The following is a 15,510-nucleotide window of genomic DNA, read 5'->3' on the forward strand; positions in this document are numbered from 1 at the left end:
TCGGGAACCCGACGCCGGCTTGATCACCGTCCGGCCTAGAGTGGTGTGATGATCACCACTGAGCGCCTGCGGCTGCGCCCCGCGACCATGGAAGACGTCCACTTCTGGGTCGACCTGCACGCCGATCCGGAGGTCAACAGGTTCGTCGGCGCGTACACCGAGGAGCGCGCCGAGGACCGGCTCCGCCGTATCTCGGACAGCTGGGCCGCGCGTGGCTACGGCCTGTGCGTCGTGGAGCTGCTGGACGGCGGCGAGGCGATCGGCCGGTCCGGACTCAACTGGTGGGAGGAGTTCGGCGAGACCGAGATCGGGTGGACGTTCCGGCGCGAGCACTGGGGCAAGGGGTACGCGACCGAGGCCGCGCGGGCCGTGCTGGAGTGGGGTTTCGGCAAGCTCGAGCTCGATCAGATCACTGCGATGATCGCCCCCGGCAACCAGGCGTCGATCGCGGTCGCCGAACGGCTCGGGTTCACGGCGCGCCGGGAGGACGAGGTGCTGGGGATGCCTTGCACGGTTTACGCGCTGGACCGGCCCGGGAAGTAGAGCCTGACGCCTGACGCCTGACGCCTCACGCGCGACGCCCGACGCCCGACGCCCGATGCCTGGCGCCTGACGGCCGACGCCCTCACGCCTCGCGCAGCCGGAACCCGCGCCGCCGCTGCCAGCCCGCGGCCGACGCCGCCCCGATCGCGACGCCGGCGATCAGCAGCACCCAGGCCAGGCCCGCATTGTCGTAGTGCTTGGCCTGCGCGTAGTCCTCGGTGACGGTGTGGCCGTCGGCATAGTGCGTGATGCACCGGTCCGTCGCGGTCATCTGCCGGCCGTCGCAGGTCGGAGTGGTGTTCGAGCCCTTGTACATCGAGTACGCCGCCACGATCACCAGCACCACACCGACGACCAGTCCGACCTTCGTTGCCCTCGCCAACATGCTGACAACCGTATCGGGGGGACACCCGCGCGCGGGAGCGTCTCCTCCGTTTCGCGACGTATTTTGACTACGTATCCACCTCGGCCATGCGCTGCGTGCCGATCACCCTGAGCAGTTGCAGCGCCTGCTGCGCCGGCGTCCCGGCCCGCGCCGAGTGGATGATCAGGCGCTGGTCGTGCTCCGGCGACAGCATGACCTCGCAGTCCAGGTCGATGCGGCCGACGACCGGGTGCAGCACGGTCTTGTGGTCCGAGCGGCGCCGCGCGACGTCGTGCCGCTCCCACAGGTCCGCGAATCGCTGACTGCGCGCCTTGAGTTCCTCAACGAGGACCCGCAGCCGGGCGTCGTCGGGCCGGGCCGCGAGCCCGGCGCGCAGATCGGCGACGGTGTGCTCGCCGTTGCGGACGAAGTCCTCGGGCAGGAAGAACTGCGCGGCCTCCGGGTTGCAGAAGTGCTGCCAGGCGATGTTGCGCTGCTCGACCGGGAAGCGGCCGGGATCGCCCATCAGGGCGGCCTGCATCGCGTTCCAGGCCAGCATGTCGCCGCGGTCGCTGCACACCAGGGCCGGGGTGTCGTCCAGCTTGTCCAGCAGGTGCAGCACGCCCGGGCGGACGTGGTCGGTCGGCACGAAGCTGTCGTTCTCGGGCATCACGCCGGACAGGTGGAACAGGTGGTCGTGCTCGTCGCGGGTCAGCCGCAGCGCGCGGGAGAGCGCACCGAGCAGCTGCGCCGAGGGCTGCGGCCCGCGCGCCTGCTCCAGCCGGATGTAGTAGTCCACTGACATGCCCGCGGCCATCGCGACCTCCTCGCGCCGCAGGCCGGCGGTCCGGCGGCGGCTGCTCGCGGGCAGACCGAGGTCCTCCGGACGCAGCCGCTCACGGCGGGTGCGCAGGAAGGCGGCGAGTTCGGGGCGATCGATCTTGAGCACCCCTCCAGCATCGCGCACCCGCCGCGAGCTATCCAGGGATCGCGAGTCCCAGGATGAGCGGGTCTCTGCACACCGCCTCCGACCTGCGGCAACGCTCTGGACATCAGAAGTCGCCCGAAGGAGACGAACCTCATGACCACCACCACTTCCGCCAAGCCCGTCCTGATCACCGGCGGCACCGGGAAGGTCGGCAGCCGGCTGATCCCGCGCGTGCTGTCCCAGGGCGACGCGGTCCGCGCCCTGGTCCGCGACCCGGAGTCGGAGGCCGCGCTGCGGCTGCGCGCGGCCGGCGCCGAGCTCGTCGTCGGCGACCTCGCGACGCTGGACGCCGCCGGCTTCAAGGACGTCGTCGACGGCACCTCCGCGGTGATCCACCTCGCGGCCACCTTCCGCGACGCCCCGACCCCGGAGCGCGCCACCGCGGTGAACACCGACGCGACGACGGCGCTGGCCGAGGCCGCGCTGGACGCCGGCGTGACCCGCTTCGTGTTCGCCAGCACGAACCTGGTCTACGGAGCCGGCCACCACGCCCCGCAGGACGAGCAGACCGAACTCGGGCCGATCGCGTGGGGCGGCCCGTACCCGGAGTCGAAGGTCGCCGCCGAGAAGTCGTTGCAGGACCTGCGGATCCGGCGCGGTCTCGACCTCCGGGTGGTACGTCTGGCCTTCGTCTACGGCGACGGCGACCCGCACATCGAGGAGTTCATGCAGCGCCCGCTGGACTGGCACTCCTCCCGCCGCCTGCAGATGGTGCACCACGCCGACGTGGCGCAGGGCGTACTGCTCGCGCTGCGCGCCGAAGGCCTGAGCGGCGAGGTGTTCAACATCGCCGACGACTCCGCAGCGACGCTCGCGGAGATCTACCGCTACGTGGGGCGCGAGCTGACGCCGGAGATGGCCGAGCGGGACGTGACCGAGCCGTGGTTCGGCATCGTGCAGAACGGCAAGGCGCGGCGGGTGCTCGGGTACCGGCCGCTGTACCCGACGATGTGGCAGGCCGTGGACGCCGGGGCCATGTGAAAGCGGTACGACTAAAATGAGGGGCAACTCATCTCGATGAGTTGCCCCTGATCGCTATCTGATCGCCGTGGAATACAAGGATCGCAAGCTGTGAGTCGCCCGAAATCCTATGGGGATGCCTTTTTCGAAGACTGCCCTACCCGGACGGTTTTCGACACCATCAGCGGTCGATGGGTACCTCTGATCCTTGTCGCGCTGGCGAAGGAACCATCCGGTTATCGCGAACTTTTGCGCCGTATCGAGGGCATCACACCGAAAGTTCTGACCGAGGCTCTGCGCCGCCTGGAAAACGACGGGATCGTGTCCGCCACACGCAGTGTCGAGGGCGGGGTACGGAACTCGCAGTACGACTTGACCCCGCTGGGACAGACTCTCCTGCCGATCGTGCAGGCCGTGAAGGTGTGGGCGGAGGAGCATCTTCCCGAGGTGGAGGCGGCGCGGCAAGCGCGCCTTGGGGAGGGTACCTGAAGGTGCCTTCTTGTGACCGTGTCGGGCTCTCCTTACGGTGAAGGGAATTCACCGACAGGAGTCCTTCCATGCATAATTGGACCAACCCCGATATGCCCGACGCACCGAAGCGTGTACTTGTCCTCATCCACGGTACGAGTCTCGACGCGCCGTCCAATTTCGGTCATGTCATTTCTCGCTTCGCCAATCATTCGCAGGTCATTTGCCCCGACTATTCGGCGGACAAGCGTCCCGGAAACGCCGATCAGAACCTGAGCGGAGTGGTCGACCGGGTCGTCGCACAAATCCGGTCGGCCACCGACACGGCTGTCGACCTCGTGGGCGATTCCCTCGGATCGGTCGTCGCGGCCGCCGCGGCGGCTCGGCACCCGGGCCTCGTTCGGAGCCTGGTGCTGATCGCGCCGTGGGCGGACGCCTCCGATCCCCGCCACGACTTCGTCTTCAGCACCTGGGGCCGCTTGCAGGCCACCGCCCCGGAGGAGGCGGCACGCTTCGCGCTCAGCCTGTCGATCAGCCCGGCGAAGATGGCGGCGATCCCCCGCGAAGACCTCGACGCGATGGTCCGGCAGCCGGCGCCGGCGGGCACCCTGTCCCGCATCCGGCTGGCCGGACAAGCCGATCTGGTGGCCGACCTGCCGAATGTCACCGCGCCGACCCTGATCGTCAGGGGAAGCCAGGACTACGTCATCCCGGCTTATCAGACTGCTGCTGTCGAGGCGCTCATCCCCGATGTCCGGACCGAGGTGCTGGACTCGGGTCACGCCCTGCTCTACGAACAGGCGGATAACGTCGTCCGCCTCGTCAACGAGTTCTCGGCGGGTCACGGGGAGGACGTCGCAGAAGTCGGCTGCTGAGCGGGAAGTGCTTCGGCAGCGGCGCTGGCGGCGTCCCAGGCCGGGCTCTCCAGCAGCGTGGTGACCTGATCCGAGGTCAGGAGCAGCGGGGCGCCGGGCGCCGCGGGGCTCTTGTCGTTCAGGGAGTTGGTCTCGATGGCGGACAGGCTTGAGCCGTCGGCGCGAACCAGCGTCACGTCGAGGGTGGTGTGGTCGGATTGGGGGCCGTCGGTGCCGGCGGAGATCTGGCTGACGTACACGGTCGAACCGCCGCCGACGGCCTGCGGTACGCCGGACTCGGAGGCGGCGTCCGGGTGGCCGGAGACGACGATGACGATGGATCCGATGCCGAGCTGGGTGGAAAGGCGTGCGCTGACCACGATCATGTCCAGGGGCATCACGTTCACGGGGGCGGTGAAGTCGCTGCCGCGGGCCAGGTAGGAGCTGCCGGTGACGCCGGTGCCTTGGAGGCTGTATTTCAGGGTGCTGATGAGCTCGTTGCCGGTGATCTGTGTCTGCGTCTGTGTCTGTGTCTGTGGAGCGCCGGTGGAGGTTGGGGCGCCGGCGTCCGGGGTGCCGGGCAGGTTGGTCGTCGACGGCGTGGCCGTCGCCAGGCTGGTCGTCGGCGTGCCGGCTGTCGGCGTACCACCGGCACCGGCACCGCTCGTCCGATGCGGCCCGAAGAGCACCACCCCCGCGAACACGACCGTCACAGCCAGCGCCGAACCCAGCACCTGGACGCCCCGCTGCAGGCGCCGCATCCGCGTCCCGCGCGTGACGCCGCCGGCGGCGAGCCGCACGACGTCCGGTTCCAACCGGCGCGCGGTCTCCCGCATGGCTTGAGGCAGATCGTCGCGCACGGGTCTCCTCTTCCGGCTCGGTTCCTCCTGCGTGATGTTCGACGCGCGCCGGGCGACGGTTGTTACGGTGGCGGTATGCCGACCGTCGAGGACTGCGAAGTCGCTCAGACCTGCTGGTTCACGTGCCGCGCCGAGGTTCTCGGCGGGCAGAGCTGGACCGATGGACCGTTGACGTGGGTCCGTGAGGGCGACGAGCAAAGCCTGATGTTCCCGCAACGACTTCCCGCCGACGCCGTCCTGCGGGGCGTGGAGCGGGCTCGGGATACCGGCGTGCGGATCATCGGGGCGTGGCTGGGGGCGGAGGTCGACGCGTCGGCGTTGGCGGCTGCGGGGTTCGAGCGCGGGTGGGAGCCCTGGTGGATGACGGCTGCGGTGGCCGATGTCGGTGCCGCCGACGACCCGCGGATCGAGCTTCAGCAGGACACGCTCGATTACACCGGCGAGTACGCGGATTACCGGAAGACCTTGTTGATGACCCGTGTGCGTCCTCAGCACACGTGGTACGCCGCCGCCTACAACCACCCGAGCGGCCGGTTCGCGGGTCGTGCGTGGTCGCATCTGGGCGGTGGGGCGCAGGGTGGGGCCGCTGGTGGGACGGCCGGCGAGACGGCCGGCGTGTTCGACATGGAGGTGTGGCCGGCGTTCCAGCGGCGAGGGCTTGGCAGTGGACTGCTACGCGCGGTGGTGGCGGCTGCTGCGGACGCCGGGGCGCGCCACGCGGTGCTGAACGCGACGCCGCAGGGGAAGCTGCTGTACGAGTCCTGCGGCTTCCGTCAGATCGGCGCGGGCATCACGTGGTGGCTGCATCTCGCGCCCCGGGGTTGACCTGGCAGGAGGCGCTGCGGCCCGCTAACCTTGCGTGCGCGCGTCCTCGGGAGGGGGCCGCGCACAGGGGTGATTTCAGACATGGGGGAAGTAATGTCTTTGCGTTCTCGGCGTTCCAGCCTGCCCGTCCGCGTTTTGCTCGCAGTGGGAGTGGTGTCGTTGGCGGCTGCGGGGTGCGCCTCGCAGGGGGTGACCGCCGGGCAGGCGGCGGATTCGGGGGCGATCAGTTCGCCGCCGGTTTCCGTGACTTCGGGTACTGATTCGCCGTCCGCGGTGTCGAGCTCGTCATCGGCTTCGCCGGCGGACTCGGCTTCGTCCGTCGACCAGCCGCCGTCGGACAGCTCGACGTCGGCCAGCGCGCCGGGCAAGCTCTACAAGCTGACCGACACCGTCACCGAGGGCGGCTTCACGCTCAAAATCAACTCCATCACGATGCCCTGGAACCCGCCGGCCGGTGCGCAGTTCACGCCGGCGCCCACCCGGAGCTGGCTGATGATGGACTTCACGGTCACCAACGTCAGCGGGGCACAGTCGATGTTCGACACCATCGGCGCCTTCGACCTGCGGGACAACGCCAACGCCTCGCATCTGACGTCGGTCGTGCCCGGTGACACGCTGCCGGCGGGGAAGCTGTTCCAGGACCACGAGGTGAAGCCCGGCGAGACGGCGCGCGGCGAGGTGGTCTTCGACCTTCCGCAGAACGGCGGCCCGTTCCGGCTCATCTTCAAGGGGAACATGTGGCATGCCAGCCAGAACCCGCCGTCGATCTCGCTGAGCAAGTGACGGCGGCCCGGTGAGCGCGGCCAACTGACGCCGCGTATGTGAGATCGGCCGGGTCCGGCGAGGTGCCCTCCGCCGGACCCGGAGGCCGCCCTCCGCGCCGGGCTTGCCTATCCTGGGCCGCATGACCAACATCATCCCGATCGGCCAAGTGGTCGGCGGCCGTACCGAGCCCCGTGACGACGACTGGGGCGGCGAGCAGGCCGTCATCCGGCTCGACGAGCGCTTCGTACCCGAGGCGCTGGCCGGGCTGGACGCGTTCTCGCACGTGGAGGTCGTCTACCAGTTCCACCTGGTGGACCCGGACAAGGTGCAGACCGGGGCCCGGCATCCGCGGAACAACACGGAGTGGCCGCTGGTCGGGATCTTCGCGCAACGCGGGAAGAACCGGCCGAACCGGATCGGGGTCTCGCGCTGCCGGCTGGTGCGGGTCGACGGGCTCGAGATGCACGTCGCCGGGCTCGACGCGGTGGACGGGACGCCGGTGCTCGATGTGAAGCCGTACATGGTGGAGTTCGGGCCGATCGGCGACGTGACGCAGCCGGAGTGGGCGACCGAGCTGATGCGCGAGTACTACTGAGCTTCCCGAACTTCCTGACCTTCGGTTTGCCCGCCCCCTTCCGCCGCGTTCAGACCGTGTAGCCGCCGTCCACGGCCAGGGCGGTGCCGGTAATGTAGCGTCCGCCGGGCCCGGCCAGGAACGCGACGGCGTTCGCGATGTCCTCGGCGGCGCCGTAACGGCCGAGGGCGGTCAGCGAACGCTGGAAGTCGGCACTGTCGCCGTCGGCCGGGTTCATGTCGGTGTCGATCGGGCCCGGATCGACGATCGTGGCGGTGATCCCGCGCGGCCCGAGCTCGCGGGCCAGGCCCTTGGTCAGGCCGACGAGCGCCGATTTGGCCATCGCCTGCAGGACGAAGTTCTCGCCGGGCACGCGGCCGTTGAAGCACGACCCGATGCTGATCACCCGGCCGCCTTCACGCATGCGGCGGGCGGCGGCCTGGGAGATCAGGAAGACGGAGCGGACGTCGACGGCGAGCACGCGGTCCAGCTCCGTCTCCGTGACCTGGTCCAGCGGGCCGTAGGTGAGGAAGCCGGCGTTGTTGACCAAGATGTCGAGGCCGCCGAGGTCCCGAACGGTCTGTTCGACAACTCGGGCGGCGGCATCCGGCGCGCTCAGGTCGGCGCGGATCGCGACGGCCCGGCCGCCGTCGGCCTGGATCTGCGCGACCACCTTCTCCGCCTGCTCAGCGGCCTGCACGTAGGTCAGCGCGACCGCGGCGCCCTGCGCGGCCAGCTTGCGGGCGATCGCGGCGCCGATCCCGCGGCTCCCGCCGGTGACCAGGGCTACGGTTCCGGCCAGGTCGTTCATCATCGGTTCCTTTCGTCACGGGTCCGGTGTGGGCCCGTGACGAAAGGATCGATCCTTGCCATCAGTGTGAGAGTCAAGCGGTGCGGTTTCGCGCATACGACATCGCCGCCCGGCCACAGTCTGCTCGGCCGCGCTCGCCGCCTGCCCTAGAGCCCGCTACCGCAGGTCATCCGGGGCGCCGGGGTCACCACCGTCCCCATCCCCGCGATGCCGCACCGTCTCCACCACGTGCCCGACCGCCTCACGCCCCTTGGAAGCGGTGTTCCGCGTGATCTCGAACGCCTGCACCTGGATCACGTTCGCGGTCTGCCGCACCGCCGGCGCATCGGCGACCTTGCGCACCGCCGTCCGCATCTTCTCGTACTGCTCGCGCCCGGCACGCGTGCCAAGCACATACCCGGCCCCGAGCCCGGCGGCCAACGTCATCTTCGTCCCAGCCTTCATGGCAACCCCAATACCCCCGACCCGATCCGACGAACGGACCTTACGACGGACGGGCGACCCACCAGAGTTCCCACACCCGCCCCGACCTGCCGAACAAAGCGGATTGCGGATCTCCCCCCAGGATGCGCTAACCTAGTCACGCACCGCCGGACCGGAACCGCGCCAAGCGCCAAGGACCGACGGACAAGAACGATCCTGCATAGCTCAATTGGCAGAGCAGCCGGCTGTTAACCGGCAGGTTATAGGTTCGAGTCCTATTGCAGGAGCGCACGACGAACGTCTCCGCTCACGTGGAAACCCACGCGACCCGGAGACGTTTGCCGTCAGTAGGGGGAGTCGATCACAGGGGAGGGTTGATCCGCCGCGGCGCCGGGCAGATGCCCACCATCGTCGTGAGCGGCGAGACACTTCCCATTTGGGGCGTTAGCTCAGCTGGTTAGAGCAGGGGACTCATAATCCCTTGGTCGTGGGTTCGAGTCCCTCACGCCCCACTCCTAACTTAATGAAAACATGTGGCCCTGACCAGGGAATGACCAGGTCAGGGCCGTTCTATTCAGCTCAAGCTGTTGACTTTGAGTGAGACTCGTCCAGCACGCGCTACCCGGCTCTACCCGACTTTTCACGGCCGTTTACGGCTGGCCGCGGCAAATACGCGGCAAAAGATCTTGAACGGCCTCCCAGGTCAACCGTCATCTTGATCTCCGCTCACGTCCCGTAGGACCTCCGCGTCGACCGGCAGGTCGTACATCCGGTCAAGCAGGCCGCGCAGCACCGCCTCGTTGTCGATGACGTTCACGTAGGTTGCGAGCAGTACCGGCACAGAGCTGCCCGCCCATTGGGCGACGTTCGCCGGCGGGATGCCACGGTTGAGCCAGTTGGTCAGGCACAGGTGGCGCCAGTCGTACAACGTCTTGGCCAGCGCCGAGGCGACTTGCTCCTCACTGAGAACCGCCTGCCGCGCTCTCTTGAGGGCCTTGTCGAGCACGGAGTAGGCGAGTTCGCCGCCCCGCTGCCCACTGAACATGCGGGTCCCCGGCTTGAGCTCCTTCTCGGCGATGTAGGCGGAGAGCTTCTGCTCAAGAACCGGGTGCACGGGCACGCGACGGCTCTCGCTGCGAGCCCTGCCCTTCAACCCGCGACGCTGACGGCGCGTGCCGTCATCAGTCCAGCGCTTGGCAGTTTCGGGAGCCGCCTCATAGAGGACGAGTTCGCCCCATCCCCCGCCTGTCTTGGCACCCACGAAGTCGCCGACTTCCATAGCCACGATCTCCTCCGGGCGCGGCCCCGCCCGGTACATCACCTCCATCGCCAGTTCCAGCACCCGGCCGTTGCGACTGGTGCGGCCCACGGCGGCCAGAAGTGCTTCGGCCGTCGCCTGGTCTGTGAGGCGCCTCCTGTCGACCGGGATGATCGCCTTGGTCGGCGGGCTCGCTTTGGTGTCGGAGATCTCCATTGCCGTCAGCGGGTTGACCTCCAACTGCTTGAAGCGGACGCAGTAGGCGAGGAAGTTGTTCATGATCGCCCGATAGCGCTTGTAGGACGACTCCGCCATCGGCTTGCCATCGAGCTTGCGAACAATCTTCGAGAAAACGTCTTCGAAGGTGTTTGCGTCTTCCAGGTCGGCAACGGGCCGAGTACGTCCACTCACCCACTCGACGATCACAGCGACATCTGCCGGCATCGCCTTTCGCTGAGTGACGGCGAACTGCCAGTTCCTCAAAGCCGCGCGCAGCTTCGTGCCACTGATGCGCGCAGATGGTGTTTCGGTGAGCATCGCAGCGGTGAATGCCGTCATCGCCTTCGCGATATCCACCCGATAGGCAGCCGCAGCGTCGCGCCATTTACGGTCGACGAAGGCGGTAGCCAGGTCGAAAGCGCTCCGTTGCTGCACGGCAGGCTCGGTCCGCGCCTCGACCGTCTTGGGGTGCGACAGCGGCAAGCCGGTGACGAACGCGAAGGCCTCGCCGTTGCGAAGGGCAGCGACCAGCATCGACCGATGGCTGTCCGCGGCCTTGGCGTTGGGGAAGGACTGATTGAACTCTTGGCCGTCGAGGAACCAACGGACCTGATAGTGAGTCCTTTTGGCGAGTTTGACCGGGCGGTTGGCCCACACCCTCACCTTGAAGGTCGTACGGACGTCTTTCAAGAACAACCCTGTTCCAGCCTGGTCAGCCAGGCTTCTACAGCCGCGCGGCGGAATCGCCACTGGCCGTTGGGGAGCTTGAACCCAACGGGAGCGGCTCCTTTCGCCAGCCAGTCATCGAATGTGGAGCGCGGAAGTGGAGTGTCTTCGTCCTCGCCGAGCTCAGCCAACAGGCGCTTGAGCGAGACGAGTTGGACGGCTGAAGAGCAGGTGCACGCTGGGGTACCCGCGAGGACATCAACCGTGTCGAGGTGAGGCCGCAGCCCGGCGGCAAGTCGCCGGCTCATCGCGGGATCGGAAAGACCGGACGGCGGGAACTGAGTCCAGCGACCAAGGCGATGGTGTGCTCCTCGGCCATGCGCAGTCCTCCACGGGTAGTGCCGGGGTGGCGGCCTAGGCGGGCTTGAGCCGTACCGGAGCGGTTCCGAGCTGCGGGCGCGGACCTCACAGCAATCGATCCCAAATGAACGGCGTAAGCCAATCCGGTCGCCACTGTTCGTTTCAGCTAACACCAGGGTCGGTCCTCAGCTAACGTGCAGCAACTTGTAGTGCTCCCGTGAACAAGACTGTGGTTCGGTGCCAGCGCTGGCCGCACGCCGCGGCCCGCCTTGTGCAAGCGGAATCAGGCCTGCGACCAGCGCTTGAAGCGACGACAGCCGGGCCTAGGCCGAGAACGCGCTGCAATCCAGCAGGACGTCTCTGCGGTTGAGCACGTCTTCGGCGACCTTGCGAGACCACTCTTCGCGGCAGGCGGCTTCTACCGGCTCATTCGCGAACGCCGCACGGACCGCCCGGGTCAGCCCGTTCCAGTCACGATGGGCTCGTAACGCATCGCTGACCGCCTGACCCACCTGACTGCCGGTGAGAACGGCGCCGGCTTCTAGGTCGGAGCAGAAGACAGCGTCGGTGATACACGCCAGAGCGAGGTCGCTCTCGTTGAGATCCCACACGGCGATCACCGTCCAGCCGTGGCCGGAGCCACATTCAGGCCGACCAGCCGGTCGGAGATGGTGATCTGACCACCACGTCGCGAAATCCGCCCGAGAGCGACGACACGGCGCGGCTCGTGCGGCTCCGCGAAAGGGCTTGTCACCATGGCCACGATGACCACGACTCCGGCGAACATGCGCCGGGACATGACGAACTGGGACACGAAATCCTCCTGTGTAGGGGTGTCCTGGCCCGGCCGACGCTGTAACACCGGCCGGGCAGTTTCTTGATGGGATCGAGCGCCAACTCGACTCCGAGGGGACGTGCGCGTGAAGCCTCAGACTTCGGGGTTTCCGAAGGCGACGACGGCCAACGGTTCGCTCACCGGCTCCACCACTTTCCGGCATCGATCCCGGCAGCCACGGCGAAGACCACGATGCTGAAGGTGAGGTCTTTCCCGACAAGCGACAGCCCGAGGGGCTCAAGGCCGTCAGCGAGCAACATGTCGTCGAGACCGGGGACGGGTTCGTCCTCGAAGGGCAGGAACTCGTCGTCGGGAATGGCAAAATGGGTCACTGGATTCCCTCCTGTGTTAGGGGTCCTGGCCCGGCCGGTGCTGTAACACCGAGTCGAGCGTCTAACGAGGGGGTCGGGCGCCAACCCGGCCCCCTCTCGCGTTTCCAAGATTCACGATAGCTCAGAACCCTTAAAGTCTTAGAGGTCCAAAAGAGTGAATCTCTTTGGATTTGAGCTGATAGCGGGCTACAAAGGTAGGACTACCGCATGTTCCTGACTCGCTCCAGCTGGAAGGCACGAGATGACGCCCCTGGGCCGTGACACTTCGCAGGGTTCGGATGAACGCCCGAAGACTCGCCCGAAGCAGGCGCTGATCCGCCCCGACCAGCAGACCGGACTGGACCACCTGGCTCGCCGGCTCCATGACGATCGCAGTGTCAAGGGCGAGAGGATCACCGCCAACACAGTGCTTCGGGTCGCGATCGACGGATTGGTCGAGCACGAAGACCGGCTGCACGGCGACAACGAAGTGCAGCTGCTCGCGTCATGGCGCGAGTTCCTGAGCCTTGCCGCGTCGCTGGGAAGCCTTGAGACGGCGCTCATTGACGCAGCCAACGATCTCGACGCTGCCCGAAACACAGTGGGCGATCCGATCACCGTAAGCACGTTGATCCGGGTTGCCGTCGCCGGACTCGCTCGGCACCAGGACGCGCTTCGCGGTGCGACCGAGGGCGAGTTGCTGACGTCCTGGTTGCAGTTCCTCGACTCCCGCGAGGCGACTGCCAGCTGTTGAACACGAAAATTAGGCAGCCCCGATGGTGAAGATCTTGGCGGATCCCATCGGGGCCTGATCAGAGGAAGGCACCCCTGATGTCTCACCAGAATACGGTTTGGCCTGTACGCGCGGTCGCACCATCGTCCGCAGCGGCCGGCCATGCGTCCGATGCCCCGCCTCTGCCGACCTGGCTGGCGACCGGATTGCTGGCTCTATCCGGAGGTGTGCTGCTCGCGCTCGCGTGCGCCTCCGCCTGGTTGTCGTACCACGCCCAGGTGGGGTACGTGCTGGCCCACAACGGCAACCAGGCCGCGGAGGCAAGAGTCTGGGCTCTACTCCTGGACGCCGGGACGGCCGGCGTTTCCCTCCTCCGTCTCTACGAGACGCTGCAGCGCCGTACGAATGTGGCTACGAGCGTCTCGTTACTCGGATGCATCACGGCGAGCGTGGTCATGAACCTGCTGAACACTCCTTCTCACTCGCTTGGCGGGTATCTCGTCGCAGCCGTTCCGCCTGTGATGTACGCGGTGTTTCTGGAGCACTTGCTCGCCAACGTGCGCAACGTCCTAGCGCGGGATGAGGAGCGGCGCAGCATGTGGCGCACGTCCACGTTGTGGGTCAACTTCCCCGCACTGATGTGGAGTACGCGGCGCAGCTTGCTGCGCCACGAGGCCGAAAGCGCGCTGAAGGCGTCGGAATCTGCGTCCTGCTCCGACGACGTCTCGCCATGTGCTGGTTCGGCCGTGGAAGAACAAGTGGAACGACCGGAGGGCACCAAGGGCACCCGACGCACAAAAGCGCCCGCGCGAGCGTTTCGTCGCGGTCGGGGCCCGGGCCCCAAGCGCATCGCCTTCGAAGCCGCGCTAAAGGATCAGGTGCAGTCCGGCGATCTGCGCCTGTTCTCGCAAGACGAGCGTGAACGAAACGCAGCCGCGTATCAGGCTGCCGCGTCACTTCCTGCGCCACTTTCTCGCGGAACAGCTCGGCGTTACGTGGTGCAAGCTCTGCCACGCTTGGAGAAGAGCGGCGCGCCTCTCGAGTTGCCGACGTCAGCGGGCGCACCGAAGTCCGGCTGACGCACCCGAAGCGGCGCAGTTCGAACTCCGGAGCGGATGGCCATCAGCCTCCGGCGCGTACGACAGGCGTGTCAGCGGGTGCTTGCCCGCCAACGGTGTCGGCATCCGGCCGGCTGCCGCGCCGCGCCAGTTCTTCGACAGTCGGCGCACCCGGCGCCGACTCGTTCGAAGCCATGTCGGAGAGGTAGTCACGGACGCGAGGCACCGAAAGACCAGTGAGCCCGGCGATGCCGGCACGGGTCTCGCCCAGATGGTCCAGGGCACGCACAGCCCCGCGAATCATGGCCTCGAACGGTGCCGCTGCCGCCTCGGCATCGTTCTGTATTCGCGCCACCTCGCCTTGAGCCTGGTAGTAGTCGGCCAGCGTGGCTTCGAGTTGCCTCTCCCGCTTGATCCGTTCCGCGTCTCGCAGCGCTACCGCTTCCTGCGCCCTGGTCAGTGCCAGGGTCCGCGCTGACGCTCCAGTTCGTCGTGGCATGTTCACCACGGTAAGTGGATAGCCAGCCAACGGCGACTTGAGTGCATCTCAGCTCACAAACGGCCTCCGCCGGGCCGCCCGAGGCGCACTCGCCCACGCGAGTGAATCCCACCCTCCAATCCGCCTCAGTCCCGCATCGCGTGACTTTTCATTGCTATATTTGACTTGTCGCCGAGAGATGGAAGCCGACGCGACGGACCAGGTCACAGCCTTGAGAAGGGACACGCATGAACAAGAACACAGCGCAGGTCATGCCAAGGAGCGAGCAAACGGTCGTACTCATGGCCCTGCTCTCGGTCGAGGACCGCGCAGCAACCGATCGAGTCGTCTTCAGCGAGACCCCCGGCCACCTGATCGACGGCCACCCGTGGTCCGCGACGGTGCTTCGCCGGATCGGCGAAGACGCTGTAGTGCGGGACTACCTCGCCACATTCGCCTGCACCGAGGAGGGAGCGCGCCGGGTCTTGCTGCTGACGCTCGGCCTCGCCAGGATGGCCGGCCACGTAAGCACGTCCGGCGCCGCCGCGCTGAGCGTCGCGGGATGGTGCGCGCTAAGCCTGGGCCGCTGGGCAGTGGCCGACAACCTGGCGCTGCGATCCCTTGACGCAGCCCACAACACACTCGCCGAACGCGTCCGCGAGATGGTCGCCGGTCAGTGGTTCGCCGACGTGCTCAACGTCGAGAGTGACTTCGACACGGCGGCCGTCCGACGGTGCTCAGCACGCGTTCTCCACGAACTCACCGAAACACGTGCATACGTCTTGCTGCACTAGTCCCAACGTCGTTCGCTTAGGCGTGGTGGGGGTGTATCAAGGCCTGAGGTAAGCAAAAAAGCGGAGCTCCCGCAGAAGAGGGCTGTCACTCCAAGACATCCTCACTAAGGGGGCTCCGCTGCTGGAGCGGGCTGCAATATCACGCACGATCCGGGTAGCTGCGGGAGCCTTCGCACCCGGGCATATCGGTGAGTTGACTCGGATCGTGCCGCTCGAGATGCACGACGACGTACTCGAACGCACCGGGAGCGCACAGACGCAGGTCGGGGACGGGCTGCACAGCGCCTGCGCGCGACATCGGGGACGCTGAATCATCACCAGCCGGGAGAAGAAGGAATCGGGGCCGACGGAGATGTCCGCTCG

Annotated in this window: 20 protein-coding genes and 2 tRNA genes; 12 read left to right on the forward strand and 10 right to left on the reverse strand. The window is 67.4% G+C overall.

The genetic code is table 11. From position 1 onward, the window contains the following. Window positions 1–48 precede the first annotated feature (48 nt). Window positions 49–543 (forward strand): GNAT family N-acetyltransferase, encoded by a 495-nt coding sequence (locus ABH920_RS16240; RefSeq protein WP_370349808.1) that lies wholly within the window; start codon window positions 49–51, stop codon window positions 541–543. An 82-nt stretch (window positions 544–625) separates the two neighbouring features. Here the strand turns inward: ABH920_RS16240 and ABH920_RS16245 are convergent, their stop codons facing one another. Together ABH920_RS16245 and ABH920_RS16250 are read right to left on the reverse strand one after the other, a co-directional pair. Next, complete coding sequence (locus ABH920_RS16245; protein WP_370349809.1) at window positions 626–928, reverse strand: hypothetical protein; 303 nt, start codon at window positions 926–928, stop codon at window positions 626–628. Between the two features lie 67 nt (window positions 929–995). Further along, window positions 996–1,847, reverse strand: a complete 852-nt coding sequence (locus ABH920_RS16250) for a helix-turn-helix transcriptional regulator (RefSeq protein WP_370349893.1) — start codon at window positions 1,845–1,847, stop codon at window positions 996–998. A 141-nt stretch (window positions 1,848–1,988) separates the two neighbouring features. Between ABH920_RS16250 and ABH920_RS16255 the strand changes: the two genes are divergently transcribed. The 3 genes from ABH920_RS16255 (at window position 1,989) to ABH920_RS16265 (ending at window position 4,198) form a co-directional block, all read left to right on the forward strand. Then, entirely contained in the window at window positions 1,989–2,876 is an 888-nt protein-coding gene (locus tag ABH920_RS16255) for an NAD-dependent epimerase/dehydratase family protein (protein ID WP_370349810.1), read from the forward strand. A 90-nt stretch (window positions 2,877–2,966) separates the two neighbouring features. After that, window positions 2,967–3,344: a winged helix-turn-helix transcriptional regulator gene (locus tag ABH920_RS16260; RefSeq protein ID WP_370349812.1), complete on the forward strand. Its 378-nt coding sequence runs from the start codon at window positions 2,967–2,969 to the stop codon at window positions 3,342–3,344. Window positions 3,345–3,436: 92 nt separating this feature from the next. Then, complete coding sequence (locus tag ABH920_RS16265) at window positions 3,437–4,198, forward strand: alpha/beta fold hydrolase (RefSeq protein ID WP_370349813.1); 762 nt, start codon at window positions 3,437–3,439, stop codon at window positions 4,196–4,198. On the opposite strand, the gene ABH920_RS16270 is transcribed toward ABH920_RS16265, so the two are convergent. Next, the gene (locus tag ABH920_RS16270; RefSeq protein WP_370349814.1) at window positions 4,165–5,037 is read right to left on the reverse strand and encodes a hypothetical protein; all 873 of its coding nucleotides are present in this window, start codon (window positions 5,035–5,037) and stop codon (window positions 4,165–4,167) included. The two genes, ABH920_RS16265 and ABH920_RS16270, sit on opposite strands and share 34 nt — an antisense overlap. Window positions 5,038–5,112: 75 nt before the next feature. On the opposite strand from ABH920_RS16270, the gene ABH920_RS16275 reads away from it, so the two are divergent. From ABH920_RS16275 to ABH920_RS16285, 3 genes are all read left to right on the forward strand, one after another. Then, window positions 5,113–5,862, forward strand: a complete 750-nt coding sequence (locus ABH920_RS16275; RefSeq protein WP_370349815.1) for a GNAT family N-acetyltransferase — start codon at window positions 5,113–5,115, stop codon at window positions 5,860–5,862. Window positions 5,863–6,021: 159 nt separating this feature from the next. After that, window positions 6,022–6,645: a DUF4352 domain-containing protein gene (locus tag ABH920_RS16280; protein WP_370349816.1), complete on the forward strand. Its 624-nt coding sequence runs from the start codon at window positions 6,022–6,024 to the stop codon at window positions 6,643–6,645. Window positions 6,646–6,766: 121 nt separating this feature from the next. Then, a complete protein-coding gene (locus ABH920_RS16285; protein ID WP_370349817.1) occupies window positions 6,767–7,222 on the forward strand; it encodes an SAM-dependent methyltransferase in 456 nt (151 codons plus the stop codon). Between the two features lie 49 nt (window positions 7,223–7,271). On the opposite strand, the gene ABH920_RS16290 is transcribed toward ABH920_RS16285, so the two are convergent. Beyond that, on the reverse strand, window positions 7,272–8,012 hold the full coding sequence (locus ABH920_RS16290; protein ID WP_370349818.1) for an SDR family NAD(P)-dependent oxidoreductase: 741 nt from the start codon (window positions 8,010–8,012) through the stop codon (window positions 7,272–7,274). 156 nt (window positions 8,013–8,168) lie between these two features. Continuing rightward, complete coding sequence (locus ABH920_RS16295; RefSeq protein WP_370349819.1) at window positions 8,169–8,456, reverse strand: YtxH domain-containing protein; 288 nt, start codon at window positions 8,454–8,456, stop codon at window positions 8,169–8,171. Between the two features lie 193 nt (window positions 8,457–8,649). Here ABH920_RS16295 and ABH920_RS16300 point away from each other — a divergent pair. Continuing rightward, window positions 8,650–8,722: transfer RNA gene (locus tag ABH920_RS16300), tRNA-Asn, on the forward strand. A gap of 151 nt (window positions 8,723–8,873) precedes the next feature. Beyond that, window positions 8,874–8,947 (forward strand) — tRNA-Ile (locus tag ABH920_RS16305). A 191-nt stretch (window positions 8,948–9,138) separates the two neighbouring features. Here ABH920_RS16305 and ABH920_RS16310 read toward each other — a convergent pair. The 4 genes from ABH920_RS16310 to ABH920_RS16325 all read right to left on the reverse strand — a co-directional run bounded on the left by ABH920_RS16310 (window position 9,139) and on the right by ABH920_RS16325 (window position 12,105). Further along, window positions 9,139–10,602 (reverse strand): tyrosine-type recombinase/integrase, encoded by a 1,464-nt coding sequence (locus ABH920_RS16310; protein WP_370349821.1) that lies wholly within the window; start codon window positions 10,600–10,602, stop codon window positions 9,139–9,141. A gap of 659 nt (window positions 10,603–11,261) precedes the next feature. Further along, window positions 11,262–11,549, reverse strand: a complete 288-nt coding sequence (locus tag ABH920_RS16315; RefSeq protein WP_370349822.1) for a hypothetical protein — start codon at window positions 11,547–11,549, stop codon at window positions 11,262–11,264. Window positions 11,550–11,554: 5 nt separating this feature from the next. Continuing rightward, window positions 11,555–11,752 carry a hypothetical protein gene (locus tag ABH920_RS16320; RefSeq protein WP_370349823.1) on the reverse strand — a complete coding sequence of 66 codons (198 nt, stop codon included), beginning with the start codon at window positions 11,750–11,752 and terminating at the stop codon, window positions 11,555–11,557. Window positions 11,753–11,910: 158 nt separating this feature from the next. Continuing rightward, window positions 11,911–12,105 carry a hypothetical protein gene (locus ABH920_RS16325; protein WP_370349824.1) on the reverse strand — a complete coding sequence of 65 codons (195 nt, stop codon included), beginning with the start codon at window positions 12,103–12,105 and terminating at the stop codon, window positions 11,911–11,913. 241 nt (window positions 12,106–12,346) lie between these two features. Here ABH920_RS16325 and ABH920_RS16330 point away from each other — a divergent pair, with 241 nt between their 5' ends. Next, window positions 12,347–12,838 (forward strand): hypothetical protein, encoded by a 492-nt coding sequence (locus ABH920_RS16330; protein ID WP_370349825.1) that lies wholly within the window; start codon window positions 12,347–12,349, stop codon window positions 12,836–12,838. A gap of 77 nt (window positions 12,839–12,915) precedes the next feature. Beyond that, window positions 12,916–13,896, forward strand: coding sequence for a DUF2637 domain-containing protein (locus ABH920_RS16335; RefSeq protein WP_370349826.1), 981 nt, complete (start codon window positions 12,916–12,918; stop codon window positions 13,894–13,896). Between the two features lie 43 nt (window positions 13,897–13,939). On the opposite strand, the gene ABH920_RS16340 is transcribed toward ABH920_RS16335, so the two are convergent. After that, complete coding sequence (locus ABH920_RS16340) at window positions 13,940–14,383, reverse strand: hypothetical protein (RefSeq protein WP_370349827.1); 444 nt, start codon at window positions 14,381–14,383, stop codon at window positions 13,940–13,942. Between the two features lie 218 nt (window positions 14,384–14,601). On the opposite strand from ABH920_RS16340, the gene ABH920_RS16345 reads away from it, so the two are divergent. Next, complete coding sequence (locus tag ABH920_RS16345) at window positions 14,602–15,147, forward strand: hypothetical protein (RefSeq protein WP_370349828.1); 546 nt, start codon at window positions 14,602–14,604, stop codon at window positions 15,145–15,147. The last annotated feature ends 363 nt before the right edge of the window (window positions 15,148–15,510 follow it).

It is taken from the genome of Catenulispora sp. EB89, from assembly GCF_041261445.1.
Lineage (GTDB): Bacteria > Actinomycetota > Actinomycetes > Streptomycetales > Catenulisporaceae > Catenulispora.